Here is a 26,626-nt window from a genome sequence, read left to right on the forward strand (position 1 = left end):
AAAGAGCAGCATGATGAATAGAATACAAGAAAAATTGATGCTCATACTGTTGATGGGTTTGACAACAACTCAATTGCTTTTTGGGCAAAAGACTGAAACTAATAATAATCTTAAAAAAGATAAAGACACCTTAGAGGTTTGGATGTCAAAGTTTTATACCATTACCAACCTCAAAGCATCTCCTAATGACCGTTATGTGCTTGTGGGTAAAACGTACAAAAGAAATAATGACACAGTTTTGGTTTTTGATACAGAAAAATCCAATCAGCCCATTCATACCCTAGTTAAAAAAAGTAACATTCTATTTTTTGATGATGATAAATTACTCACTTCAGGAGACGGAAAAGCAGAATTGTTGAATTTAAAAACCGATCAAAAGAAAAGCTATGAAAATGTGCAGAGAGCTGAAACTTTAGATAAAAGCGGACACTATTTTATTTTGAACAAAGATAAAACCCTGAGTCTGTACGATAAAAACAGTAAGTTTATCAATTCTGTTTCGGGTGTTTCACAATATACCACCGATAAAAAATCAAAAATTTTTATTGCTGAAAAAGAAGAAAATAAACAAACTAAAGAAAATACAAGTTTTGTGTCAGTTATACTCAATGACAACACACGCAGCAAAGAGAAAAATTCAAACAAAGAAACTTTGTATTCGACAGAAAATGAAATCACAAAACTGGAATTAGCCCCATCAGGAAAATATTTGATTGTTACGGAAAAAATACAGAATTCAGATCATTTGCAGGTTACTTTTATACCTGCAAATGCACCTGCAAACGAAAGCATGTCTACAAATCAGAGAAACCCTGATACAAAAAGAGCTTTCAAAAGCTTTTCAGGGAAAGCGGATTTTGTTACCATTACTGAAATTGGTAACGGAAAATCCTATTTCATAGATTTTGACAAGAGGATTCCCCCTGCCCAGCAGGAAATGGTGGAGGTGTGGTATGGAACCGATAAAAATTTACGAAAAAAGAAATACGGAACACAGGAACATGAATACCAGATCTGGAACACTGAAACAAATCATTTGGAAAAGCTTCCGACAAACAAATTTTCAACGTTTGCAGCAATGGGGAGCAGCCGTTACTTTTTAGCTTTTAATACAGAAGAGGAATTTAATTATGTCAATACATCTCTTGTATTTCCGATTGATCTTTATGATATAACCATTAAATCTTACCGTCCCCTTTTTACTGCTTCCTCCAAGGTTACAGGAACAAAAGATGGGACGTATATTGTAGGATTTGAGGAAAATCAAGGGGACTGGGTTTTGTATGATCTTACATCGTTTGCGAAGAACCTGCCCAGTCTGATTTTTATCACTGAAAAAGGGTTTAAAAATCCTGTATTCAGCAGTGATAGCAGGTTTTTATTCTTTGAAAGTGACAATGGTCTTTGGCAATATGATCTAAAATCCCAAAAGATGAATCCAGTAGGAATTGCTAAAGGAAAAGAAGTAAAAATAATGGATAAGAAAATCCAATCTGCTTATACACAATACAACGCTAGGTTTGAACTGAGTACTATAGATCTTCAAAAACCAATGCTGTTAAAAGTACGTGATAAAAAGAATAACCTGACCTCTTATATCAATTGGAGAAGAGGGAAAACAGAAATACTCATTCCACCGACTCAAAACAGAATTAAAGATGTTAAATATAGTGAGAACAAAAGCCCTATTTTTAGTATTGAGGAAAACTACAACAGTCCTCCTTTACTGTATCGGTATGAAACTCAATTCAAAAACAAAGAAAATAGAAAAACAGCGATATTCAAGTCCGGTAAAGAAGATAAAGTAATTATCAATCTAAAACAGGAAATTTTATCATATACCAATATGGCAGGAACAAAGCTGAAAGGAATATTGTATTATCCCATAGGTTTTAATCCCAATCAAAAATACCCTATGGTGGTAAGGGTTTACCAGCAGCAGGCTGAATCCTCCGGGGTTTATCCAGTTCCGGATTATGATGAAGATGGGTTTAATGTGAGGTTACTCTTGGAACATGGATATTTTGTATTTCTTCCGGATATTATTTATGATGAAAGAGGAACGGGAATTGCTGCGCTGGATTGTGTAAACAGTGGACTGGATCAATTGCAAGCACATCCCAATATTGACCAAAAGAGAATAGGACTCACGGGGCATTCCATGGGAGGCTATGAAACGAATTTTATAGCAACAAAATCAAACCAGTTTGCAGCTTATGTTTCAGGTGCTTCTGTAAATAATATTGTAAAGTTTTACTTTTCTTACAATGCTCATTTTAATCTTTTTGACTTTTCAAGATTTGAAAATGGGCAACATGAAATGAATGTTTCGTTTTCAGAAGATAAAGAAAAGTATTTTAAGAATAATCCGATTGATGATGTAGAAAAGGTAAGCGCTCCGATGCTTTTATGGACAGGTTTAAAAGATGAAAATGTTACTCCGGATCAGACCATGGCATTTTATACCGGGCTTCTACGAAACCGAAAACCTGTTATTGCTTTATTATATCCCAACAAGGAGCATGATTTGGGTAGAGGGAGTAAAGAGAGTGAAGATCTAAATCTTAAGACCTTGGAATGGTGGGGATATTTCCTGAAAGATGAGAAAAACGTTCCATGGATAGATAAAGAAATGATGAAATATCAAAATAATTAATTATAAAAAAGCCGTCTCTTTCGAGACGGCTCATTTAATTACGGCTGAATCTCATGTAATGTGATTCCGCACATCGTTGGTGACACTAAGCTTTGAAGTGGTGTACTTCCATCCACTGACCAAGTACAAACTGGTCCTTGATTAACGTCACTACAGTCTTTTTCTGCATTTACGCAGCTGAACTGTCCTCCTCCAAGGTTTACTACTCTGTAACCCTGTACAATTGCTTTCGTTTTCTCATTAACCACTTTGGTGGCAAATGCTGAGCCTGTACCTAATAGGACTAAGGCTACTGGAAAAATGAATTTTCGCATAAAATAAAATGTTATTTGTTGCCTACTCTTTGGACCGGTTTTCGGCTTCCCCGGATGTAAAATATTTGGTTATGGGTTTTGTAAACTGGTATTGAATAATTTTATCATTGATAATGGCGTACAGATATTTATCTGTAACGATGAAATCAGAAACACTGTGCTTGTCTTTTTTAAAGAGGTAAAAACTTCCTACATATTCAGGCTTATCCGTTTTGTAAACGTCAATAATACTGGCTTCCTTCCAGGCTCTTTTAGATTCATGCTTACCCATAAGATCAGACTGGTTAAATAAAAGATTTTTATGAACAGCCGAACGAAGGTTAACCTTTAATGGCGGAGCACTCATCTTATGAATTCCGTCAGCAAGGCGCTTTGACTCTATTTTAGCAAGCCGTATCGTATCTATGGTATTCATTTTCTTTTGAACATTCAGATCTGTATCCATAACAATAAACTGGTTTCTGTAGGTATAGGTGTAAATAAGCTGTGACCGGAAGTTGTCTGCAATAAAACTTCCATCAATATCAAAAACACCGTCAATTTGTTTTTGAAGTATATCAGGATGTAACTGAAGCTTTTTATGATCTGCATCTAAATTGAGATCAGCCAGTACAAATTGCCGGGTTTCACTGCTTTGTGTTCTTAAGACAAAGTGAAGAGAATCCAAAACGATCAGCTGGTTAAAGTAAGCATCATTAAAACTGATGGTTTTTGATTTGGGATTTCCCAGCCTTCCTCTGAATATAACAGGTACAGTTCCATCATGAATATAGTAGTAAGGCGCTTTAACCGCTAATTTAAGATTCCGGAAAGGATGCTTCATGTTATCCAAATTGATCCTTATGGACGTTTGATTTGATAAAGCCTTATTGACCGTTAAAAGAGTTTGAGGAAATTTTCTGTTTCCGAGGTAGATGTTTTCGTTATCATACCCAGCAAAATAATAGTGGGAATCACTCAGCTGCAAGCTTTTTTGTTCCAGTGTGGGATGCATCATAAACCTGCGGGTAAAATTATTCTCCTTTTTCATGATCTGTTCAGAAGAGAAAAATAGATAGATAATAATTCCTATGTTGGTAATAATTACCGAAATCATCAAAGAAATATAATGAGTAAGCCTTCTTTCATTCTCTCTTTCAAGAACAACAATGGCAGCTATTGCCATAAGAATACATATGATATTAAAGATCAGATGCTCTGTCCAACCCATCTTTTCTAAAATGCCTCCGCAGGAACAGGGTATAAATTCACTGTAATTAAGGATTAGAAAAATATACACAGTAAATGCAACCATAATTCCCAAAGAGGCGTAAAGTCCTAATCGTTTTGTATTGGTGAAAATGAGTGCAAGCACAATCAACAGTTCTATAATAATCACAGCATAAGAAACAAATCCGGCATAAGCACTTAATAGAGGCGACTGAGCGATCTGAACTTGAAAGTTTTCAAAGTCAAATATTTTACTGATTGCTGCGTAGCAAAACAGAAGGATAAAAAAATAAGCAATCCATATTGGAAGTTGTGTCAGTTTCTTTTTCATGATAAATATTTTAACAATGGTATAATAATGTCCAGAATACTTTTACACCACAATAATTAGGCATAGCAGATTTTTCGTTTACCGTGACAGTCGTAGTGAAAGTCCCTGTGATTTTCCATATTCCACTAACGGGACATTCTTTTCCCGATTCAATGATGAGTGGCGGCTGAGTTTCCATATTGGTTCAAAATTTGGTTACTTATTGGTTTTCCAGTTGTCCCGATCCTTTGGAGGATCGGTTTCACCGATTTGCGGTTCTTTTTCAAGTTCAGTACTGTCTGATTTTAAGACAATTCTTTCAGTTGTAATGATGGGCACATCCGGATATGGAATGTACGGAAGACTTTCTTCGCGACAGGATAAAATAACAATTGAAAGTAAAATTCCTGCAACAATATGCAGTGTCAATATTTTGGTTTTCATGATTTAGGGATTAAAAAATTAACAATCCCCGGCCGGTAGTTTTTTAGAATTCTGAAAGCGAATTTAGGGCATGAATTTTTCGAAAAAAAAGGTTGGTGGAGCCTATTTATAAATTTTTTGGAGCCTATTTATAAATAGGCTCCACATATTCGATTGGTGTAATTTGTTGTAAATCAGATTGTTTTATTGATTTTATTAAGTGTAATTCCTTAAGAGTAGAAATAATTTTTTGCTTGGTTCATTTTGCTTAATTTTGAATCATATTTATAATATCATTAACATTATATTGTTAAATTATTTTTATTTTGAAAATAATATTCTATTTTTTCGTGTTCTTTTGCATTTTGATTAATAGTCAGAAATATCCTGATTACAGGATACGCTATGATAATTTTGAAGAAAACGATGAACGTGCCCTTGAGTTTGTCAATGCATATATTAAAGAGGCGAAAACATTTAAAAATTATAAGGAGTTAACGCAGGCATATCGCGACGCTATCAGTTTTTCGAGAAATAAAAAAATAGAATACGCAGATAGTGCTGTATGGGCTGCTAACCAGGCATGTGACCCCGATCTTATTGGTAATTCCTATCTTACCAAAGGAAGTGTTTACTATTTTACTTACAGAAAATACCAGAAGGCGCTTGATGAGTATCTGAGGGCTTGGAAATACCTTAATGAAAGTAAAGATCCCTATCTGCGTCATAAGAATATGTACCATATTGGAGTTGTCAAAAGTTACCTTGGATATTATGAAGAAGCGTTTACACTTTTTTCAAAATGCCGTTCCTATTATAGAGACACCTATGTGCCCTCAAATTTTCCGAACCTTCGGTATAACATGAAAAAAGGTTATCTGAACAGCCTTCATCAGATGGGTATCTGCCTGTTTTATCTGAAAAAAACAAAAGAAGTTTCCCCACTAATAGATGAAGGATTGCAGGCGTCTGCTGATGATAAAAATTTTTATATAGAAAGAAGCTATTTTTATAAGCTCAGCGGGATTTTAGCCTATCTAAGGGAAAATGACAAAGAATCCTTATATGACTTTAACATCGCTTTAGCAGGAATTGAAAAGAAAAGTGATTTTACCAACACATCGCTGATCTATTATTTAAAAGGTAAAATTCTATTAAGAAACCATAAAGAAAATGAGGGTATTAATTACTTGGAAAAAGTAGATAGTATTTTCCTGGAGCGAAATTTTGCCCATCCTTCGGTAAGAGAAGCATTTGAGCTGCTTATCACATATTACAAAGATAAAAATGATAATAAGAAAGAATTGTATTATACTAATCAGCTATTGCAATTTGACCGGGTGATGCTTAACGATTTTAAATATCTTTTAGATAAAATCCATAAAGAATATGACACCAATGACCTGCTTACATCCAAAAAAAGATTGGAATCCTCAGCATTTTACGGATTTGTTATTGCGGGAATTTCCTTCGGTGCTCTGCTCGTGATTTCAGCAAGGTATTATAAGGTAAGGAAAAGTGTTAAAAAGTACCAGATTGCAGGTGATCAGACTTTAGGAGAAGAAGGGCATAAAGATGCAGTTTCAGCAAAAATTTCTAAGCTGCCTGGGAATCTGGCAGATGAAATATTGGATAAGCTCAAAATTATGGAAGAAAACAAATTCTATTTAGAAAAAGGGCTTACCCAAAATGAGCTCGCTAAAAGGCTTAAAACCAATACTGCTTATTTATCGGCGATTATTAATGAATATAAAGGAACAAGTTATAATACATATCTCAATAGCTTGCGGCTTGAGTATGTAATGGAAAAGCTAAGAACGAGTGCGGAATGGAGAAAGTATTCCATTGATACGATAGCTGATGAATGCGGATTTGCCAACAGACCCAAATTTTCTAAATTTTTTATAGAATTAACTGGCTTAACGCCTTCAGAATATATTCAAAAAATTAAGGATGAGTCTGGTGATCCCTAGCTTTATTATATTTATTAACAGCTTTATCATTCTTAATAATTAAAAATTTCTACTTTTTATTTAAAATATGCATACTAACTTGTTTTTTAAAAAGTGTAAGCGATTACAGCTGAGTTTAGAGAAAAAACTTGAACAGATCGGCTTTGAACAAAAAAATGATCCTATAGATTTATACGAGCGTTCCTTGATGGAGATTGATTCTGCTATAAGAATCATCAAACAGGAGGTAAGTTCATTTGAGTTTTCGACTGTTGCGGACGAAGTATATTTTTTCAAGGAAATCAAGCCGGCTTTTATTTCGCAGTTTATTTATTTTTCAAAGCTTTTATCGATTGAAGCAGCTAAACCTAATGCAGGGGAATTAAGCCTGAAAGAATATTTTGAATGTGAATTGGAAGTATTGAAAAGTTTTTATGAAGACCATATGGACTTTTATGAGTATTACAGGCGTAAAGCCACCTATCTTGACCAAAAATATTTTGTCAGGAATCAATTTGACCTGAAAACCAAAATAGCATCCGGCCTTTATGATTATGATGAAAAATTTGCCACTTCACATGACCACCTTATTTCACAGATCATTGCTAATGACCGCTTGGAAAAGTATCTTTTAAAATCCATTGCTGAAATTAACGTGTATGTATACGAAAAGATAACTGATAAATCTCCGCTCCAATGGTCGGCTTCAAAATCTGCCCTGGTGGAACTTTTATATGCGCTCCACAATACCCGCTCATTCAATGGGGGCAATATTGAGTTTAGCGAGATAATTAAATTTACTGAAAAGTCACTAAATATTAACCTGGGAAACTTTTATAAGACACTTCATGAGATAAAAAGCAGGAAAATTAACCCAACTAAATTCCTTCAGCACCTAAGTGATAACTTGAATCAATCATTCCAGGATAGTGATCAATAGACGTTTTCTTCTGTTTATGCCCTATAAATCGAATTATTTACTACTTTTCCACAATTCCTTTATTGATAAGGGTTATATAAAAATCTTTCGGTAGTACCGATGACCTACCGAAAGAAATCCCGCCTGATTTCGAAAATTTGTCAAATAAACTAATTTTTGAAATCATGGCAATATCCATTATCACCAAAGAAGATCTTCAGCAATTTAAGACTGAATTACTGGAAGATATTAAAGACCTGCTTCAGGTAAGAACGACAGAACAAAAATTATGGCTTCGTACCTCTGAGGTCAAAAAACTTCTGAATATTTCTTCGGGAACCTTACAAAATTTGAGGATCAACGGAACCCTATCTTATACGAAGATAGGGGGAATCTTGTATTATAATTACAAAGACATTGAGAAACTATTGACGGATTCTAAATAGTCACAGAAAACAGGAAATCATGAATCAGACTAAAGATATCATCAATTTTTTTGCCCATGTGATTAAAGACAGCCGACTGTATCCTTCCCATATCAGTCTCTATGTTGCGCTTTTCCAGTGTTGGAGCATGAACAGGTTTCAAAGCCCCTTTCGTATTTGCCGTACAGAGGTAATGGGATTGGGTAAGATAAGATCTTTAGGAACTTATCATAGGTGCATTAAAGAGCTGCATTTAGCTGGATTTATTTTATATTCCCCCAGTTACGACCCTTATAAGGGAAGCCTTGTTGAGATTATTGATTTTGACGAGTTTGAAACATCAATAAATAAAGCATTCCCGGAGCAAAAATTATCAGCACAAAAAGAAGGCGTTTTTTCCGCACCTACATTTTATGAAGTAGAATTGTATTTTAATGAACGTGACTTGCCCTCTGCTCAGGCACATCAATTTTATTCATTATATAATTCTAAGAGATGGAAATTAAGTGACGGGAAATTAATGAACAGCTGGCAGGCTGCTGCAAGAAGCTGGATTTCTAAGGAAAGAAAAATTGGCTGCTAAAATTTAAGGTTTTCAGTGAAAGAAAAAATAAAATGAAAAAAATAGATCCGCAAACACCCCTTTGGAAGCTGACGGTTGAGGAATTTTTGGAAATTATCAAAAACTTTGGTTCGGAAAACAGGCATGAATACGGACTGAAAGGATTAGCAAAAATTCTGGGCTGTTCCGTTTCAAAAGCTTCGGAAATAAAGTCCTCCGGAATTTTGGATGAAGCCATTATACAAAAAGGGAAAATTATCATCATTGATAAGCAAAAAGTACTAGAGCTTTTTGCCAGGAAGTAAAAATGTATTATCAGGAGCTTATACAAAAATTTTGGGAATCTGGTCCAAAAGCGCAACTGGGCACAACCGGTGTTGCGATATACCTGTATTTGCTGAAATTGGCGAACGATAATAACGGATACGATGTTACAGTTTCCGATGTAGCAATTGCTGATACATTAGGAATAACGAGAAAAACGGTAAAATCTGCCAGAGAATCGCTGCGGAACTCAGGGCTGGTTCAGTATGAAAGCAAAAATGGGTATTCCTGTTCTTACAGAATAGTGCTGAATTATTCTTTACCAATCCAAAAGCAAGAAAAAAAGCAAAAACTAAAAATCAAGCATAATTCCCAGGCATCGATCGCAGAAAAAAATGAAAATTTACCATCGGTTGATTTATCTGCCATAAATACTCCCGAAACTACAGAACAGAAAGAGACCGCATCCTTTGATAATAGAGTACGTGAACTGTTTAAAACAATCAGCATCCCTTCTTTGGAGGAATTTATGGCATATGCCTATATGCTGAGTGGCTATGAAGTATCTATGGACTCTGATATTAAGGAAAAATACGCTTTGTGGACTGGTAATGATTGGTGTAATAATTTAGGGAAACCGATAACCAACTGGAAATCCTCATTAAAAAATCTTTTGCCCTATATAAAAAACAAGGCTGATAACGGACCGTTATCTTTAGAGTCAATCCCTACTATTAAGCCTCCAAAGTGATCTCTGAAAGGAGAAGTTTACCTATTTAAATTCTAAAACTATAAAAATGAAACTATCAGATGTAAAGCTCGGACAGAAAGTAAGTATGAATGGCATTCTTGCCGAGTATAAAGGAATTCAAAAAGTTAAAATCCCCAATTTCGGGAAAGTAGAAAAAAGAGTTTTCAGAACAGATGAAACAGGAGATTACCTATACTATAATCTTAATGACGGCTCAAAAACATTAAAGAGTGAGAAAATTAAATTGCTGTAGTGGTCTTTCAAACCGAATATAGTTCTGATAAGAAGGACAAAATAAAAGCACGCTAAATATAAATTATGGCTATTCCGGAAAAAGATTTTAGGCTTGTCAGAAAGATATTTGAAGATAAAGATGAAAGAATTCCTGACAGGATACGCATGGGGAACCATTTCGTCGATGATTTTATTTTTGAAGACCAGGAGGCCGCTGATATTCCTATCAATGCGCTTCGTGTTATTTTCAATATTATTTCGATTATCAGCAGTGAGCAGTTCCGTCCTGAAGACCGTAAGAAATGGGTAATTCCAATTTACAGGTTTTCTAAAATAATTAATACATAGAAGTACAATCATAGATTTAATTTTTATTGGTTTTGGGATTTTATTGTATCTCTTATAACCGTCCAAAAGGTTTGAAGTTTAGGCTGGTTTCGGACTACAATGTTTCAAATTTTTACACCAGCCCATCGACGTAATCCTAGTACCAGGCATTCGCTATTTTATTATCGAGGCTATTTCATCGAATTTTTCAAGCAACAGTAGTTTATAAAGTTCTTTAACTTCTTTCCAATCTATAGCATGGTACTTAGTTTCTTGTCCTCCGAAAATTACAGAAAGTGACAGGTCTTTATTTACCTCAATTACATTTTCAACATCGGTTATAACTGAAACCCAAAAGGCTCCATGCTCGTCATCCATTAGCTGAATGTCTGATATAGCTTTTACTATATCCGCTTCATCAATATTGTCTTTTTGAAATCCGCTTGCGTATTGTATATAGTTTTCTGTCATTGCATTAACATTTTTGATCCAAAAATCAGTTATATAGTGTATTTGTTGATTTACAAAAATAGCTTCACCATGAAGATCTAATAAGGCTAAATTAAGTTTTAATATGCTTTACCATAATTGCTGAATAAATCTCTCACTATTTAATATCTATCTCCAGTCGCTGTCTTCTTATTTTTTAGGTCGGTAATTTTCCATAAATCATAATTCAGTTTATACATGATCTTAAATGTTTCACAAAATTTTTTAACACTTTGACTAAAATCTTCATTAAAAGGTGCTATAATTTTAAATTCTCCTACACTTCCTGGTTGATAGCTTGAATGCGTTTCAGTAAAATCAAATATATATTTACGCATAATTCTATAAATCATGCTCTTGTTTGTTTTGAAAAGTTCTGGAAATTCATTTCTTCTCTCATTTCTTATAAATTCATATTCTTCATATTCAAAATCCTTAAAATCAGAGAGTGCTAATAACAACTTCCAGTATTTGTTATCCATGTAACGTAAGTTTTCACTATAATGTAAATTCATTGATAGATATAATCCCTTATCGTTAATCCCTAATTTATAACCACAATTTGTTTTGATTGACGTAATGATTAATTCGGGACCATAAAGAAACTCATAGAATTTATCATAATCCCATTCGTCTTTAAAGTTCCCATAAGATAAACATTCTTCAAAAATTTGGGCAAGAGCATTAACACAATCCAATGTTTTTGAATAATGTACCTCTGTATTCGCAATCCTTTGTTCAGAGTGATATGATTCCAAATAGTTGTTGATTGGTTCGATCAATGAATCAAAACTCTTCTTTTGCTTCTTCATTTGCTGTAATCTCTATGATTTTATCGTTTTTTGAGACTTATTCTCCATTTAATTCTTTTATTCATAAAACTGATAGTAAAACATTTGCCTTTCGAAGTCTTTTAAAACAATGTTCAAAAATATCATCAAAAATGCGAAGAACATAAACAGTTATACATGGAAGTGTCCTTCATTCCCGGCAATCATAAGAATTTCTTGCGTATGAACCGTGAGTAGTTGTATAAAGCGATTTTCAGCAGTCTCAACCAGACTACCGTTTTCAAGATAGCCGAATTTATGCTCACCCTCCCTGCCAAATACGTACACGTACTGTTTTGCTGTATCAAAATAATCATTTGAAATGCGTGGCTCAGTGCTAACAGCTATGTTAAAGATAAAGCCCTTTACCTCTTGGGCATCCACATTAAAGATCTGAATATCATCAGGTGCAGAGACAATCAATACCTTGATCTTATATTCATTGCCCGCTACGATATCTGTGTACTCAAATGATTTGTTTGTAAATTCAGCCATAATATTTTTATTTAAATCTAAAATACGACTAATTTCCAAAATATCTCTCTTGCAGGGATCAATTACTTATTTAGGGTAAAATATACTTATTGATGAAGTGAACCTGCGTGAAAATTACCCATGTTTTCTTTTAACCTGAGTAATTTTTACCCAGCTTATTATAAGACCTGCATAAAAAAGTATCAGGTACATTGTGATCTTAAATAATTACGATTAAATCTGAACCTGTGCAAAATAGTGTCAGGTACATTCTGATTTTAAGTAATTACGGTTAAAGTTGAACCTGCTTAAAAATTACCCATGTTTTCTTATGTACTGAGTATTTTTTACTCATCTTATTGCATCACCTGCGCAAAATAGTATCCTGTATGTTCTGATCTTAAATAATTTGCAGCCTAAAGCCGAACCTGCGTAAAAATCACCCATGTTTTTTTCTAACCTGAGTAAATTTTACCCACCTTTTTGCAGAGTCTGTGTAAAAATATATCAGGTTATATTATTCCCCTGAGTGAAATGGATACAGGTCGGTGTATTCTCCCTACTTCAATATTTACAATATCTTTTTCTTTCAAGAGCAAAAATGTTCAAATGGAATCAAGGTGCTGGTTATTAATATTTTATGTTTTGGTGTATGCGCTTTTCAGAGTTCTGAAAAAAGTGGGCGACTTAATAGAGCAAGATGTGTCTTTGTACGTACAAACTTTTCAAGTTGTACTTCCAAAGACGATCTTGCTTTTTTTTTGCAAAAAGGAGAAAAAACGGCGGAACTTGTTTTTTTGTTTCGGGGAAAATCAGGAGCAATATTCCAAATTAGCCCAGTATATTCTTTTTTAATCTCCACATATTCCAGATGAGTCCAGCTTGTTCTTATTTAGCCCAAGCCCGATGAATACTATTGATTTCACGGTTTTTATGCCCCAATTTTGCAAAAGAAATTTTAACCAAAAACAAAATGAAAACACGAATTTATTTTTCTGCTCTTCATCAAAAGGATAATATCAACCCTTATTTACCGAGAAGCGCAGAGCTATTTTAATCGGATAAAGCTTCACTGAGTTATTTATCATAGGAAAAATTGAAAATGGAAAAAGATGGAAAAGGAAGTACGGATTTACATCAGAATTCAAAAATCCAGAAAAGAAAACTGGAAAAAAATCTGCTCAGAAAAGCAGATCTCTTTAACCAGCTTGATTATCCATTCGGTAGAGAAAAGGATTCTGGATGATGAAAGACGAAAAGTACTTGCTTTCATTGAAAAGCAAGACAACATCTTTATCAAGATAGAAACCAACATCAACCAGGTTGCAAGAATTGTAAATGGTCAAAAGTTTATTTCCGAAAAAGAATTGAAGGATTTCCTGAGTAAACTTTCCGAAATCGAAAAGCTGAAGGGGGAACAGAATCTGATTTTCTCCAGGATTTATTCAATGCTTGGAAAATGATTGTCAAGATCATGGAACCTGCGGGTTCCGGCTTTCCCGGAGTACAGTATAATGATAAGAAAGTAGAGAAAGGGGACGGTGAGCTGATGCTGATGAAAAATTTTCCTTCCTTCATTAACGAAAATAGCAGTCAACAGGAAGTTCGGAATTATTTAAAATCCATATCAAAGAATGAAAGGGTAAAAAAGCCTCAGTTTCATGCTGCTATTTCCACGAAGTTTCGGGAACATACCAAAGAAGAGCTCACAAAGATTGCAGAAAATTTTATGGATGATCTGGGGTACGGAAAGCAGCCCTTTATTGTGGTGTTCCATAATGATACAGAAAATCATCATGCCCATATTGTTTCTACCCGTGTCAGTAAACAGACCGGTAAGAAAATCAATGACAGTTATGAAAAGCTTAAAGCACAGAAAGCATTAAGCAGAGTCATGGAAAAGCTGTATGGATTAAGTACACAGGAGCAAATAGAAAAATTACTGAGCTACCGATACAGCTCTTTAAAGCAACTGGAACTGCTTTTGGAAAGAAACGGATTCCGGCTTTCTCAGAATAAGAATGATGAGGGCGCTTTGGATATCCTAAAAAACGGCGCTTGGGAAAAAACTATTAATGCAACCCAGCTGGGCTTCAGCAGTCATAAAAATGATTCCAGAGCATGGCAGTTAAAAGCAATTTTTTTAAAATACAAAGAACTGTACTCTTGCAAGGTGTTCAGGATTGAAAACCGCAGGGCTCAGGAAGGCGTGTTGCCAGAGGAAAAGCACAACGAGAACCGGAAGCCGAAAATTGAATTCGAGAGTGAACTTCAGAAAAAGTTGCGGGATGTTTTCGGGGTGGATGTGGTATTTCACTACAAAGAAAGCGAACCACCTCTAACAGAGGATAGCAATAAGAAAACCGGAAGCGGCACTGCCGCCGCCCGACCTTTCGGATATACCTTGATTGACCATAAGACAGGATCGGTGTATAAAGGAAGTGAGATTATGAAAATGAATGAATTGTTTGAGTTCACTTCCGATATCATAGACAAAAGGCTTTTTGAAAGTTTAAAGGATTACAATATAGTAGATGAAGCTTCCAAACAAGTTCTGATAGAATATGTAAAACGCCAAAACCCTGACCATGCACCAAAATATTTTATGCTTTTTGAAACTAAAAAAAGGAAGAATAAAGAAATATTTGGCTCGGTCAGGAGCGAAGTTAAGCAATATCTCAAAACACAGAACCCAAAAAACGTTCACATTATAAGATCTGGAGAGGGTAAATATTATGCTGTCCACTCAAAATTGCACTATGTAGGAGAGCTGGAACAGCTGATCGGCGAAAAAGATTATCAAAAGTTCCTAAATCCGGCTGAAAACCAGCAGCAAGTTTCAGTAATCCAAAATGAAAGACTTTCAAAAGAACTGAACAGAAGCATCAATGATTTGATTTTTCAATTCAGTAAATCCTCAGGAGGAACTGGAAAAGACCCCGGAGAAGATGCGCTTAAAAAAAGAAGAAAAAAGAGAAAATAGAGTTAATGGTTATCAGTTTGATCGCCAATAAAAAAATTAACCAGCACCTTTAAAATGGATAACCATTACCCAACAGCTAACAATCAAACTATGATTATCACCTTTGCCACCCAAAAGGGCGGAGCGGGAAAGACCACGCTTGCCATTGCATTTGCCAATTACCTTACCGAGGTTTCCCAAAGAAAAATCAAGGCGTATGATTTTGACTTTCAGAAATCCTTTTTCAATAAATGGAAAGAGGACGAATATTCAGAGCTGCCCAAGCTTTATGAAGTGGAACTCATCGGAGATGATGAAGAAGAAGACCAGCCTTTTGCAGATTTGGAAAAAATTATTGGTCTTAAGGAAAGCGAAGCAATATACCTGTTTGATTTAGCAGGTACACTCGATCAGAAATACAGTGACCTATTGATTTACAGTGATTTTATCATCATTCCTTTCGAATACTCCGATGTATCGGTAAAATCAACCCTGGTATTCAAGAACCTGCTTGGTTTACTCGAAAGCGAAGCAGAGCGGATCTTTATCCGTTCCAAATATGACAAGGGCTATAAATACCTCAACCAAAAGGAAATGGATATCGAGATATCAAAATACGGAACCTTGATTGAAAGCCCTGTATACAAAAGAAACTGCTTGCAAACGATTAATACGAGGAAGCTTACCTACGAGCAGCGATATGCGATAAAAAAGCCATTCAATGAAATCATTGAACAAATAAGTGAAGCATTACAAATTACCTTTTAAGGCTGATTCCAAAGAAAAACAAAATAAAAAATGAAATATGATAAAGTATTCACTCATCCTGTTAGCAGCTTATTTCCTGTATTATGCCGGAAATATCCTGTACGACCTTTTCTTAAAAAAAGAAAAGATCACACACGTCGATCTGACCGAAGAATTTTCACTTAGTGACTTTTCAAGAACTAATGAACATCTTCCAATCCCAATCGGAATTGAAGATGTTGAAAATGTCAGTACGCCCAAATCTTTTTTGAAAAAAGAACTTCATTTCCCAAAACAATCGTCAACTGATCAGCAGCCGGATTTGGAGGAGCTGAGAAGACGATTTGAAGCGGAGCAGGATATTGGCGATATGCCTGTACCAGTGAACGATACCAAAGCAGCACCGGTAGAAGAGAGCCCTTCCGACAACACAAGCCATCCTCAGGATATGCCTGGCAAAGCAGAAGAGCATTTCAATGGTGAAAAGACTGAGCCTAAAAAATCCCATTGGAAGGAGCTCCTGAATTTATCGGAGACCACCGTTCAAATGGTCGCTAACTACGATGGGCAAAAGGTTTACCATTCCATCATTTAAACAGTAATAAACACTTCAAAATTACCCCATCTCATCCTATCAATTGATACGGATAGCATACCCCTTAAGCCAATTTCTAAACACAAAAATCTAATTCTAACCATAAATATTAATCATTATGAACCACAATTTTAAAAGCCGTCAGGCTGTAAAAAAGATATTGCCCGCTTGTATGATTCTCCTCGCTGTCACACCCGCATTTGCCCAGGGCGGAGCAACAGCCATCTCCAATGCGGCAAGTGATATTAAGGACTATTGGGATCCCATCAAACTGATTTTGAAAGCCGTGGGTGGACTGGTCGGCTTCATCGGAGGTCTCAGAGTATATAACAAATGGACTAATGGAGATCAGGATGTCAACAAAGAAATCCTTGGTTATGGGGGAGCCATGATCTTTCTGATTGTCGTTCCGGAATTCGTAACCGCTTTCTTTGCTTAAGTTATGGGATTCTATCTCTACAAGGGGCTCAAAAAACCCCTTGTATTCTTCGGACTCAAGGGAAAATACATTTTTTATGCCGTGGGTGTTATCGGAGGCGGAGTCATTGCAGCACTCATATTATCCAGGTTCGGATTATTAGGCTCTTTACTAGGGCTTGCAGTCACCGGAGGCGGTGTATATCTCATTTTCAAAAGACAGGACACCCATGGTCTGTATGACAAGACTAAAAATTTCGATCAGATTTTCATTTTCCCTAAAAGGTTGAACAGCAAAAGATTTTTAAAGCATGGCAACAAAAAAAAAACAAGCATTTAGTATTCCTTTCATCGGCTATGATTATGGAAAAGATCAGCATTGGGATTTTGATGTCCTTTTCGGGCAGTATGGAAATCCCATCATTGGTATCAGAATCAGAAATATCGTTGAACAGTATTCAGCAGACCCGGATTATTATCTCCATTTTCATACGGTTTTGAATCAGGTCGTGTCCATCATCGGGGAGGGGAGAATTGTTCAGAAGTTAGATATTTTCTCAAAAAAGAAATATTCAGCCGAGCTTTCCAAGGAATTCCTACAACAGAAATATTCTGAGCATTTTGACGGAAGGCTTTTTAAAACCATTGAAACGGTATTACTGTTTACAGATATTATTGATGATAAGCTGAAAAAGAAAAATAAATACTACAATTTCTCTGCAAAGAGCTATAAAGAACTTAGGGACAAATGTCAGAAGGTGTTTATGCTTTTGAGGCAAAGTGACTGTGAGGCGGAGTTCTTATTCGAGAAAGATTTTGAGTATTATATATCCGGAGCTTTATCGATGCAGTTTTCGGGTACCCCGACTTTTGACAATATCAGAAGTACCAATGAATATCTACAGATCGGAAACCGCTTTGTTAAAAATATCTCTTATGTCGATGTTGAAAATATTGATCTGCCTTCCGAAATAGAACCTTATTCCATCCTGGGAGGTAACGGAGCCGCAGCCGAAACGGCAGTAGATAATTTTACCTTTATTAATGAACTGGAAGATTATGAAACCATTATCTACAACCAGGTCATTACCATTCCACATCAAGCTTGGCAGCAAAGGGAATTGGACAAGAAGAAGAAAAAGCACGAAGGAGCAGCGAACAATTCCCCTTCCAATGCCATTATTGCCGAAGAGATTCAGAGTCTCCTTCATCATATCGCCATAGACGGACAGTTGATTGTCAATGCCCATTTTTCCCTAATATTTTCAACAAACACTCTGGAAGAAATGGAAGGGACACAGTCCCTGATTGAAAATAAGCTGTTTACCAAGGGGATCATAGTTTCAAGAAATGCCTATAACCAGTTGGAGCTATTTCGGGCAGCCCTACCGGGTAACGCCACAGAACTCAGGGAGTATGATCTGTTTATGACGACGAGCGAAGCGGCGTTATGTTTTTTTTTTAAAGAAAGCTACCCCGTGAACGAAGAAAGTGGCTTCTACCTCAGATTTACCGACCGGCAGGGCGTTCCCCTAAAAGTAGATCCCTCGGATTTACCGATGAAAACCGGAAGAATCAATAACCGTAACAAGTTTGTGCTGGGTCCCAGCGGTTCAGGCAAGAGCTTTTTAATGAATAACATCGTGGAACAATATCTCACCTACAATTATGATGTCGTGATCGTGGATACCGGAGACTCTTACTCAGGAACCTGTAGGTACAAAGGTGGAAGATACATCCAGTATACGGAAGAAAAACCCATTACGATGAATCCTTTCCTGATGGATAAAAAAGAATTCAATATTGAAAAAATAGAGTTTTTAACCAACCTGATCTTTTTGATCTGGCAAGGTCCTGATGCGACGATGTCCTCAGCACAAAAATCCATATTGGATAATGTCCTGATGTCTTATTATCACGGGTATTTTAATTCTGGAACGAAGTGGTACGAAAATAAAACCTCGGAAGAACTCATTCTCTATTTAAGTAAATATAATATTCATGAAGAAGATGTTTATGCAGTATACGAAAAGGAATCTAAGGGGCAGTATACCTATTATGATATTCTGGGAATTGCCTTCGATGCCGGCTTTGATGAAGTGAAAGAAGCCTTTAGAAAACTCGCTATTGAATACCATCCCGATAAAAATCTGAATAATCCTGATTATGACAACGAGAAATTCTATACAATCTATGAGGCTTATGAAACCCTGAGTGATCAGGGAAAACGTAAAGCCTATAATGAAACCCAGCTGATACTCATTCAGGCTAATGAAATCATACAGCAGCCCAAAGATGCTGCAGAGTGGGATGAAGCATTTAGGAAATCCATTATCAAAAAAATTAAGGAGCTCGAAGAAAAATTAGAAGTAAAAGAACTTTCCTTCAATGGGTTCTATGAGTACTGTGACAAATTTCTCCCTATTTATCTGGGTAATAAAAAGCATAAAATCACGGAAAGGGAATTTAACCTAAGAACATTCCTGTTCGTACTGAAGGATTTTTACAAAGGCGGAAGATACGGGACCACCCTCAATGAAAGTGCTGACAATACCTTATTCAATGAGCCCTTCATTGTATTCGAGATTGATAATGTCAAGGATAACCCAAAACTTTTTCCCATTGTGACACTCATCATTATGGATACGTTCATCCAGAAGATGAGACTGAGGAAAGATCGTCGAAAAGCTCTTATAATAGAGGAAGCGTGGAAAGCCATTGCTTCAAAATTAATGGGTGGATATATTTTATATCTCTACAAAACCGTAAGGAAATTCTGGGGCGAAGCGGTAGTGGTTACCCAGGAACTGGACGATATTATTGGAAATGCTGTAGTAAAGGACAGCATCATCAATAATTCCGATACGTTTATCCTTCTGGATCAGACCAAATTTAAGGACAACTTTGACCGGATAGCCGCTCTGCTTTCCTTGAATAAAGTAGAGCAAAACAAGATCTTCACGATCAATAACTTAAATAATAAGTTCGGGCGAAGCCGCTTCAAAGAATTTTATCTCAAACGGGGTTCTAAAGGAGAAGTATACGGCAACGAAGTGGCCCTTGAGCAATATTTAACCTACACCACGGAAAAGCCTGAAAAGTCGGCTGTTGAATATTACGTACAAGAGTACGGGAACTATGATAGAGCCTTAGAAATCTTTGTAGAACAGGTGAAAAGCTTCGGGGATGATATGGGAAGCATGGTCTCCTTAGTGAACCTCTATCAAAAACCCTTGGACTCAAAAGTCCTTGCGTTCTACCACGGATTTAAGAACCGGAAGGCGAACCTTGGTAAAAATATCTTCAAAACCATCACACAGGAATTAGAAGATCATAACATCAGTCTTTCGGAATTAATTAACAGACAAGCCTATACCTATGAAAAAGTTTAGTTTATTTTTTTTAGGATTTGGAAGTTTAGTATATGCCCAAAACACCTACATAGACCCTACCGTAACGGCAGCGATGATCCTGTATTCAGAAAACCTGAAAGCCAAGCAGAATGAAGTCATAAATGAAACTTCCAAGCTGAAAGATGCTCAGACTTGGGTAGGAACCCAGATGGTAGCCGCCAATGATATCCAGAATAAAATACTCAAAGGCTTAAAAGAAGTTTCCGGAACCCTGCAAAACGGAATTCAGGTAAAAGAAATTTATACTGAGCTCAATAAATGCTACGGGTATTCTTCTGACGTTGTCCAATTGGCATCACAACATCCCCAGTATGCGATTTTCGGGGCTAAAGCCTCGCAAAAAACGTATGAGCAAAGCCTGAAAATCGTAACGGATGTATCGGACATCCTGGCTTCAGGAGAGCTGAACCTTGCCACAGCGGGAGATCGCTATAAGATACTGCATAACATTTCCGGAAACGTAAAAAATCTAAAGCTGTGGCTATTGGCAATAAAACTGAGACTTGAAAAAGCCAACAGACTGGGATTCTGGAATTCCATTAATCCCTTTGCGGGGTATATCAATACGGATAAAGCTATTGTTGAAGACATTATGAACCGATATAAACGCAATTTTTAATTTTTTTTAAGATGAAATCGAGGGACGAGATTCGCCGACCTAATGGAGGCAAAATGAAAATTTTTCTAAGCTTATTGATCCCGGCAGTTTATGTGGTATTAATTTCTTCAGGAGGAGGATCCACACCCGCCTGGCAAAAAGAAAATGTTTCCTTTCCGATGATGGATTTGGAAATCAATGCCACGATGAAGGAGCATAATAGGCAAAAGGAAATGAGGCAAAACCAGACGCTGAATGCAGGTATTGAGACCGCCAACAGAAGCCAGTGGAACGACTTCAAAGACAAAGTTACCAAGATTCAGGATCGATTACGTATCGTATCATTTGCTATCCAGGCAATTCCAACAGGAGTGGCGATGAGCCGTGAGATTGGTAAGATCACTCAAAACCAGGCTGTCATTATTGACGAAATTGAAACTGCGCCTTACTCCATTGCAGCGGTCCTGCCTTCCGGAGTACAGTATGTGGATGATTTACAAATGGTACTCCGCTTAATCACCGGAATTATCCTCTCTTATGGAGCCATCAACCAAATGGAAAAATCGGAACGTAAAATTTTATTGGATTATGCACTGGGTGAAGTCAAAACCCTAAGCAGAAATTCCACCCATATGCTGTTGAAAATACGGGATATTAAAACTAAAGTACTGCGCAATAAAAGGGCTTTCCAGTATTACGTCAACAGGGATAAACAAGTGGTGGAAAACATTATGAAGAACATTAAATCCTTTTAATAAAAAATGAAAAAGATAGTAACCTTCGGAATTGTAGTGTTTTATACGGTTTCCGTAAAAAGCCAGCAGATCGTGATCAATGATAAATTGTTGTCCCAGATTACCGTCAATCATGGGGTTCGTTTAGGGAGCGAACAAGCCTTTTTGGACTCTTATGAAAAACAAAATGAACTGTATAACGAGATCAAAAATAAAACCGCTCAGGTGATTGCCATTCAGGAGTATATCTATCAGCAGCTTAAAAATGTCAATTCAGCCCTGACCCAAAGTAAAAAGCTCATCTATCTCTATCAGTATCTGGGAAAAATCGTAAGCAACTCCAATACCATGCTGGATTTATCCATGCAACATCCGGAATATGCCGTACTGGTTTCAAAATATTATGCAGCCATAGGACAGCAAACACTGAAGCTCCAGCAGGAGATCACACAGGATATTCTGAATGAAAACAAGGATTTTCTGATGGATGCTATGGATCGGGAGATGCTTATTGAGAAGGTATTGACAAGGGTCAGGAATATCAACGGCAATATTCTCTATATCATTTTACGGTTAGAGAATGCAAAGAAAATCCCTTATCTCTATCAAGTGCCTGTCCTTAGGAATTACATCAATATCGATAGAGCTATTGTGGGAGACATTATTCAGAAATACAAATACATTTTTAACTAAAATAATGGAACATTTATTCATAAAATTAATCAGGCTGCAATTTCTGCTTGTCGTCACTGTCGCATCCGCACAATTGAGTGTAAAACGGCTCAATGATCCTGCCATCGTTGCCCAGCACAAGCGAATGGTCTTTGAAAGCTGGGGAGACTGGCGCCCTTATCCCAAATATTTCCTGGGAGTCCAGACCAATTTTACCTACGCCACGGTGTGGGGGATGTGGGCTCCCAAAATTAACAGGGATTATAAGGATGGAGATGACATAAGACCCTTAAAACCCACAGGAATACAGAATCAGCGATTTGCCCAATTGAAGTACGAAGAAGAAGAAGCCAAAAAAATAAAAGCAGCTTCCGATACCATCTATAAAAGGAATGTCCAGGATTTTGCCCATTGGACCTCTGCTACCGTAGATGCAGATCCGCTTTGGCTCTTGTATTACAAGCGCATGTTAAAGCCGATTACTGAATTCCCTGATACCCCTCAAAATTTTATGGAATGGCGACTTAAAGATCAAGAGACCTACGAAACGCTTACTACTATAGGAACCTTAAAAAGGCTTCAGCAGGATCTGGATCTCATTAAAGAAAAATATACGATGTCCCGGTCTATGGATATGCCTAGGGGAAAACGTTTCCTGATGTACCACGAAACCCTTTTGCGTTGGAGAAAATTCGCTCAGGAGTTAAGGAAACATAATAACAAGACGACCCTTCTTCTTGATTATAAAAATATCCTGAAAAATCATTCTCCTTATGCTTTGCCTACAGCCTGGAGTCCGTCGTCGGACGGACAGGTCGTTCAAAATATTATGAATCAATACAAACACCGATATTAAAATGAATAAAACACTCACTTTATGCTGGTGTCTCCTGACACTTTTATTGCCGGTAATGGGCTTTGCCCAGACCGATGGTGATTACAGCAATTTACTTCAGTTCCTGAAAGGTGACGGAGCTTTTGAGAAATGGTTCATGGAGGTTTTTACCAAACTGGACACCAGTGTTCAGGATAGTGCTAATGATGCTGCATTGGTCGGAAAAGCCATAGGTGGATTAGGGGCTTTGATGTATCTAGGGTATATGGGATGGCAGATGGCTGCCGGAGACCGGGAATGGGAAATTACTCCTATGCTGAAACCTATTCTGATCGGATTTACCCTGATATACTGGACAGGTTTCGTCAATCTGATACAGGCTCCCTTTGAAGCCATTGCAGAGCCGGGAGTCAGCATTTTCAGTGATATAGAATCTGAGGTCAATGACCTTCGTGTTGAGAGGTTCAAAAAGCAGCAGCAATTATTGGATGCGATCATCAAACTGAAAGCAGATGAAGATGCCAAGCAGGAGGTCATTGAGAATACCGGAAAAGATGCCGATGATTCCTGGTTTGATATCAGCGATGGATTGGATAAACTCATCCAGCCTATCAAGGAATGGCAGATCAGGATGCAGTTCCAGATGCAAAAATTAGTAGCTGAAGTGATTGAGTTTATCTGCCTTTCCATTCTTAGAATTTGTGTCTACCTGATTTTCTTTATCCAGAAAATCTGGGCATACATCCTTATTATATTAGGCCCGATTACTGTGGGGATGGCACTGGTTCCCGGATTTGAAAATTCTTTCTACAGCTGGGTTTCCAAATTCATCAATATTAATCTGTACACTTTTGTGGCGTATATCATTATCAACATTGGGCAACAACTCATTGCTTCCGGCTATATGATGGAAATAGAAAGATATGACACGCTTTTAAGTAATGGAACGGTGACCAATTTAGATGCCCTAATGGTATATGTCAGCAATTCGGGAATGATTTATAACCAGCTTTTTACCTGCGTTGCCTATATCGTTACCGGAATCGGGGTTTTGATGACCCCTACCATTGCAGATACCATTGTGTCGGCAGGAGGAGCCGGAGCCATGACCAAGATGAAAAGTGCTGCGGGAAAAATGGTTAGCAGTGCAAAAACTGCTGTGCTGGCTACTAAAACAGGAGGAGCTTCTGTAGCCGCAACAGCCGCCAAATCTGCTGCGACAGGTTCTGCATCGGGAAGAGTTCAGCAGGCCATGAAAAATAAAAAATAATCTCAAAAAATATTACAATACAATGCTTATCAAAAATATAGAACAAAGGATAAAGGTGAATAAGATCGTTTCTCTGGCTGCTATCGCTTTTGCTGTTTTCATTGTTATCGGAGGCTTTTTCTTCGCCTATAAAATGATTGAAGATTCCAGAAAATCCATTTACATTCTGGATAATGGAGTTCCGGTTTTGGTGAGGCAAACCGATGTTTTACTTAACAGACCTGTTGAATACAAAGCCCAGATCGAACTTTTTCACAGGTTATTTTTCACATTGGCTCCTGATGATACCTATATCAAGGATAATATTCAGAAATCATTGTATCTCATCGATGATAGTGGAAAGAAAGAATATACCAACCTCAGGGAAAAAGGCTTCTATAATCAGATCATTGCCTCCAGTTCCATGGTCAGTATTCATACCGATTCGATTAAGCTTGATATGGAACAAAAGAAATTTGTTTTTTTCGGGAAACAGATGATTACAAGGAAATCATCCATTATTACCCGAAAGCTCATCACCGAAGGTTTCTTTGAGGACATCATCCGAAGTCCCAATAACCCACACGGGGTGATCCTCAAAAACTGGCGCATCCTTGATAATGAAGAAATTTCCAATCAAACCAAAAATTCGTACTAACAATGAACGCTTTTTTCAAACATGCCCGACAGAAATGCTTACAATGGATCGTCCATCATCCTAAAAAGTTTTTTACCTATTCGATGATTTTTTTGTCAGTGTCATTTGCAGGTTCCCTGATCTTGGGGATTTTCTTTCCCAAGGAAACCATATTTACCATTAAGCCACCTGTCCTTTACTCCAAAAGTCAGATGGCTCAGAACCCTACTGTAAACAACGAAAAAGAGATGAAAAAGATTGTAGAAGAGCTGGGTACTTTAAAGGTGAAGAGAGACCGGAAACAATTACAGAAAAGGGACAGCTTGAGGATTGAATATTTGTTTAACCAATACCAGCAATTAAAAAATGACCAGTAGCACCGGAGGCAATTTATCTAAAAATCAAAACTCAATGAAAAAACTTAATTTCAAACAGAAGAAATACATCCTGCCCCTTTTGGCATTGCCGTTTTTGCTGCTTTTTGTATATGTAGGAGCACAGTTTACGGGAGAAGAACAGCCCAAGGACAAGCCCAAAGAGCTTTCCCTTTCCCTCGGTGAGTCGCATGATTCCATTATGAGTAAAAATGATGCTTACGATGCATTTTTCAAAAAAGAGGATAACAGGACGATTCTCGAAGGGCTGGACAAAGAAAAGGACAGTTTGTTAAACTACGAAGACCAGCTGTCATTAGTGCAAAAGAGAAAAATCGATTCGCTCAAAGCAGTATCGGGAAGACAAAACGGGTACCAGTCGAAAGGAAATCTATCTTCTTACTATAACCCGAAACAAGGGCAGAATGATGACAGGGATTACAAAAGGTCTTCGGAAATTATCCGGATGCTGAACGATAAATCTTACGGCAAACCGGAAAGTGACTATGCTTCAGAGAATCCAAAAGTAAACCATCAAAATAAAGAGCAAACCCTTGATCCGGTCAAATATCTGAAACAGCAGATGCTGGTAATGGATTCTTTGGAAAAAGCAAGAGACCCCGAGTACCAAAGTAAACTGGCAGCAGAGGAAAAACTCAAAGCCAATAAAGAAAAAATGGAAGAATTCCTCAATTCAACCTTCAATGTCAGCAAATCAGGTATCAATAGCGAGTTCAATGCCTTTTACAAAGAAAAGGAAAACAGCTTTATCAAAGCGGTCATTGATGAAAATAATAAAGGGTATTTGGGGAGCCGGATCCGGCTAAGATTATTGGAAGACATTTTTGTGGGGAACAAAAAGCTCAGCAAAGGTTCCATTCTCTATGGCCAGATTTCAGGATTTGCGATGCAAAGGGTTAATCTCAGTATCGTATCTGTATTCACCAAAGGAGAAATCTATCCGGTCAACTTATCGGTTTACGATGTCGACGGCATGAAAGGATTGTATGTTCCGGAGAGTATTTTCCGGGAGATGATCCGGGAGATGGGAAGCAACTCCGTACAGGGAACGCAGATGGATATGGGCGGACAGGGATTTTTTACCAGCATCGGCTCTAAATTATTTACATCCACATCCAAGTCTATTGCTAACCTGATTAAAACCAACAAAGCCAAATTGAAGTACAACTCTTATGTATTTCTTATTAACGAAGAACAATTGAAAGATTCACAAAACCACCAAAAAAAATAAAG

General features: G+C 37.0%; 31 protein-coding genes. 24 read left to right on the forward strand and 7 right to left on the reverse strand.

Annotation, left to right across the window (positions count from 1 at the left end; translation table 11 throughout):
* Positions 1-10: 10 nt before the first annotated feature.
* Positions 11-2,656 carry an alpha/beta hydrolase family protein gene (locus BUA72_RS09135; protein WP_083544167.1) on the forward strand — a complete coding sequence of 882 codons (2,646 nt, stop codon included), beginning with the start codon at positions 11-13 and terminating at the stop codon, positions 2,654-2,656.
* A 38-nt stretch (positions 2,657-2,694) separates the two neighbouring features.
* Here the strand turns inward: BUA72_RS09135 and BUA72_RS09140 are convergent, their stop codons facing one another.
* The 4 genes from BUA72_RS09140 to BUA72_RS09150 are packed head-to-tail and all read right to left on the reverse strand — an operon-like array spanning position 2,695 to position 4,933.
* Positions 2,695-2,970, reverse strand: a complete 276-nt coding sequence (locus BUA72_RS09140) for a DUF6520 family protein (RefSeq protein WP_072922686.1) — start codon at positions 2,968-2,970, stop codon at positions 2,695-2,697.
* Between the two features lie 22 nt (positions 2,971-2,992).
* Positions 2,993-4,510, reverse strand: coding sequence for a DoxX family protein (locus BUA72_RS09145; protein ID WP_072922687.1), 1,518 nt, complete (start codon positions 4,508-4,510; stop codon positions 2,993-2,995).
* 10 nt (positions 4,511-4,520) lie between these two features.
* On the reverse strand, positions 4,521-4,688 hold the full coding sequence (locus BUA72_RS24425) for a hypothetical protein (RefSeq protein ID WP_175548873.1): 168 nt from the start codon (positions 4,686-4,688) through the stop codon (positions 4,521-4,523).
* A 17-nt stretch (positions 4,689-4,705) separates the two neighbouring features.
* Positions 4,706-4,933 carry a hypothetical protein gene (locus BUA72_RS09150; RefSeq protein ID WP_072922688.1) on the reverse strand — a complete coding sequence of 76 codons (228 nt, stop codon included), beginning with the start codon at positions 4,931-4,933 and terminating at the stop codon, positions 4,706-4,708.
* 305 nt (positions 4,934-5,238) lie between these two features.
* Between BUA72_RS09150 and BUA72_RS09155 the strand changes: the two genes are divergently transcribed.
* The 8 genes from BUA72_RS09155 to BUA72_RS09190 all read left to right on the forward strand — a co-directional run bounded on the left by BUA72_RS09155 (position 5,239) and on the right by BUA72_RS09190 (position 10,367).
* Complete coding sequence (locus tag BUA72_RS09155) at positions 5,239-6,885, forward strand: helix-turn-helix domain-containing protein (RefSeq protein WP_139259581.1); 1,647 nt, start codon at positions 5,239-5,241, stop codon at positions 6,883-6,885.
* Positions 6,886-6,964: 79 nt separating this feature from the next.
* Positions 6,965-7,804, forward strand: a complete 840-nt coding sequence (locus tag BUA72_RS09160; protein WP_228407854.1) for an RteC domain-containing protein — start codon at positions 6,965-6,967, stop codon at positions 7,802-7,804.
* 164 nt (positions 7,805-7,968) lie between these two features.
* Positions 7,969-8,229, forward strand: a complete 261-nt coding sequence (locus tag BUA72_RS09165; RefSeq protein WP_072922691.1) for a helix-turn-helix domain-containing protein — start codon at positions 7,969-7,971, stop codon at positions 8,227-8,229.
* A 19-nt stretch (positions 8,230-8,248) separates the two neighbouring features.
* The gene (locus tag BUA72_RS09170; RefSeq protein ID WP_072922692.1) at positions 8,249-8,791 is read left to right on the forward strand and encodes a hypothetical protein; all 543 of its coding nucleotides are present in this window, start codon (positions 8,249-8,251) and stop codon (positions 8,789-8,791) included.
* Between the two features lie 32 nt (positions 8,792-8,823).
* Positions 8,824-9,075, forward strand: a complete 252-nt coding sequence (locus BUA72_RS09175) for a DUF3853 family protein (RefSeq protein WP_072922693.1) — start codon at positions 8,824-8,826, stop codon at positions 9,073-9,075.
* 2 nt (positions 9,076-9,077) lie between these two features.
* Positions 9,078-9,785 carry a helix-turn-helix domain-containing protein gene (locus BUA72_RS09180; protein WP_072922694.1) on the forward strand — a complete coding sequence of 236 codons (708 nt, stop codon included), beginning with the start codon at positions 9,078-9,080 and terminating at the stop codon, positions 9,783-9,785.
* A 46-nt stretch (positions 9,786-9,831) separates the two neighbouring features.
* A complete protein-coding gene (locus BUA72_RS09185; protein ID WP_072922695.1) occupies positions 9,832-10,038 on the forward strand; it encodes a hypothetical protein in 207 nt (68 codons plus the stop codon).
* Between the two features lie 65 nt (positions 10,039-10,103).
* Complete coding sequence (locus BUA72_RS09190; protein ID WP_228407855.1) at positions 10,104-10,367, forward strand: hypothetical protein; 264 nt, start codon at positions 10,104-10,106, stop codon at positions 10,365-10,367.
* A 153-nt stretch (positions 10,368-10,520) separates the two neighbouring features.
* On the opposite strand, the gene BUA72_RS09195 is transcribed toward BUA72_RS09190, so the two are convergent.
* From BUA72_RS09195 to BUA72_RS09205, 3 genes are all read right to left on the reverse strand, one after another.
* On the reverse strand, positions 10,521-10,817 hold the full coding sequence (locus tag BUA72_RS09195) for a hypothetical protein (RefSeq protein WP_072922696.1): 297 nt from the start codon (positions 10,815-10,817) through the stop codon (positions 10,521-10,523).
* A 140-nt stretch (positions 10,818-10,957) separates the two neighbouring features.
* Complete coding sequence (locus tag BUA72_RS09200; RefSeq protein WP_072922697.1) at positions 10,958-11,647, reverse strand: hypothetical protein; 690 nt, start codon at positions 11,645-11,647, stop codon at positions 10,958-10,960.
* Between the two features lie 150 nt (positions 11,648-11,797).
* Positions 11,798-12,160, reverse strand: coding sequence for a hypothetical protein (locus BUA72_RS09205; protein WP_072922698.1), 363 nt, complete (start codon positions 12,158-12,160; stop codon positions 11,798-11,800).
* A gap of 1,091 nt (positions 12,161-13,251) precedes the next feature.
* Between BUA72_RS09205 and BUA72_RS09215 the strand changes: the two genes are divergently transcribed.
* The 15 genes from BUA72_RS09215 to traM all read left to right on the forward strand — a co-directional run bounded on the left by BUA72_RS09215 (position 13,252) and on the right by traM (position 26,624).
* Entirely contained in the window at positions 13,252-13,602 is a 351-nt protein-coding gene (locus tag BUA72_RS09215; protein WP_072922700.1) for a plasmid mobilization relaxosome protein MobC, read from the forward strand.
* Positions 13,599-15,122 (forward strand): relaxase/mobilization nuclease domain-containing protein, encoded by a 1,524-nt coding sequence (locus BUA72_RS09220; protein WP_072922701.1) that lies wholly within the window; start codon positions 13,599-13,601, stop codon positions 15,120-15,122. The genes BUA72_RS09215 and BUA72_RS09220 overlap by 4 nt, the downstream gene beginning before the upstream one ends.
* Positions 15,123-15,212: 90 nt before the next feature.
* A complete protein-coding gene (locus BUA72_RS09225) occupies positions 15,213-15,869 on the forward strand; it encodes a ParA family protein (protein ID WP_072923144.1) in 657 nt (218 codons plus the stop codon).
* 37 nt (positions 15,870-15,906) lie between these two features.
* Positions 15,907-16,443, forward strand: a complete 537-nt coding sequence (locus BUA72_RS09230) for a hypothetical protein (RefSeq protein WP_072922702.1) — start codon at positions 15,907-15,909, stop codon at positions 16,441-16,443.
* Positions 16,444-16,561: 118 nt separating this feature from the next.
* On the forward strand, positions 16,562-16,882 hold the full coding sequence (locus tag BUA72_RS09235; protein WP_072922703.1) for a DUF4134 domain-containing protein: 321 nt from the start codon (positions 16,562-16,564) through the stop codon (positions 16,880-16,882).
* 3 nt (positions 16,883-16,885) lie between these two features.
* On the forward strand, positions 16,886-17,200 hold the full coding sequence (locus BUA72_RS09240; protein WP_072922704.1) for a DUF4133 domain-containing protein: 315 nt from the start codon (positions 16,886-16,888) through the stop codon (positions 17,198-17,200).
* The gene (locus BUA72_RS09245) at positions 17,172-20,252 is read left to right on the forward strand and encodes a TraG family conjugative transposon ATPase (RefSeq protein ID WP_072922705.1); all 3,081 of its coding nucleotides are present in this window, start codon (positions 17,172-17,174) and stop codon (positions 20,250-20,252) included. Before BUA72_RS09240 ends, BUA72_RS09245 begins: the two co-directional genes overlap by 29 nt.
* Positions 20,239-20,892, forward strand: coding sequence for a hypothetical protein (locus tag BUA72_RS09250; RefSeq protein ID WP_072922706.1), 654 nt, complete (start codon positions 20,239-20,241; stop codon positions 20,890-20,892). The genes BUA72_RS09245 and BUA72_RS09250 overlap by 14 nt, the downstream gene beginning before the upstream one ends.
* Before the next feature lie 53 nt (positions 20,893-20,945).
* Entirely contained in the window at positions 20,946-21,626 is a 681-nt protein-coding gene (locus BUA72_RS09255; protein ID WP_072922707.1) for a hypothetical protein, read from the forward strand.
* Positions 21,627-21,632: 6 nt separating this feature from the next.
* Positions 21,633-22,298: a hypothetical protein gene (locus BUA72_RS09260; protein ID WP_072922708.1), complete on the forward strand. Its 666-nt coding sequence runs from the start codon at positions 21,633-21,635 to the stop codon at positions 22,296-22,298.
* A gap of 4 nt (positions 22,299-22,302) precedes the next feature.
* Positions 22,303-23,133, forward strand: a complete 831-nt coding sequence (locus BUA72_RS09265) for a hypothetical protein (protein ID WP_083544168.1) — start codon at positions 22,303-22,305, stop codon at positions 23,131-23,133.
* Position 23,134: 1 nt separating this feature from the next.
* Positions 23,135-24,382 carry a type IV secretion system protein gene (locus BUA72_RS09270; protein WP_072922709.1) on the forward strand — a complete coding sequence of 416 codons (1,248 nt, stop codon included), beginning with the start codon at positions 23,135-23,137 and terminating at the stop codon, positions 24,380-24,382.
* A gap of 22 nt (positions 24,383-24,404) precedes the next feature.
* Positions 24,405-25,019: a conjugative transposon protein TraK gene (traK, locus tag BUA72_RS09275; protein ID WP_072922710.1), complete on the forward strand. Its 615-nt coding sequence runs from the start codon at positions 24,405-24,407 to the stop codon at positions 25,017-25,019.
* Between the two features lie 2 nt (positions 25,020-25,021).
* Positions 25,022-25,375 carry a hypothetical protein gene (locus BUA72_RS09280; RefSeq protein WP_072922711.1) on the forward strand — a complete coding sequence of 118 codons (354 nt, stop codon included), beginning with the start codon at positions 25,022-25,024 and terminating at the stop codon, positions 25,373-25,375.
* A 34-nt stretch (positions 25,376-25,409) separates the two neighbouring features.
* On the forward strand, positions 25,410-26,624 hold the full coding sequence (gene traM, locus BUA72_RS09285; protein WP_072923146.1) for a conjugative transposon protein TraM: 1,215 nt from the start codon (positions 25,410-25,412) through the stop codon (positions 26,622-26,624).
* The last annotated feature ends 2 nt before the right edge of the window (positions 26,625-26,626 follow it).

Source organism: Chryseobacterium sp. OV279 (genome assembly GCF_900128945.1).
Lineage (GTDB): Bacteria > Bacteroidota > Bacteroidia > Flavobacteriales > Weeksellaceae > Chryseobacterium.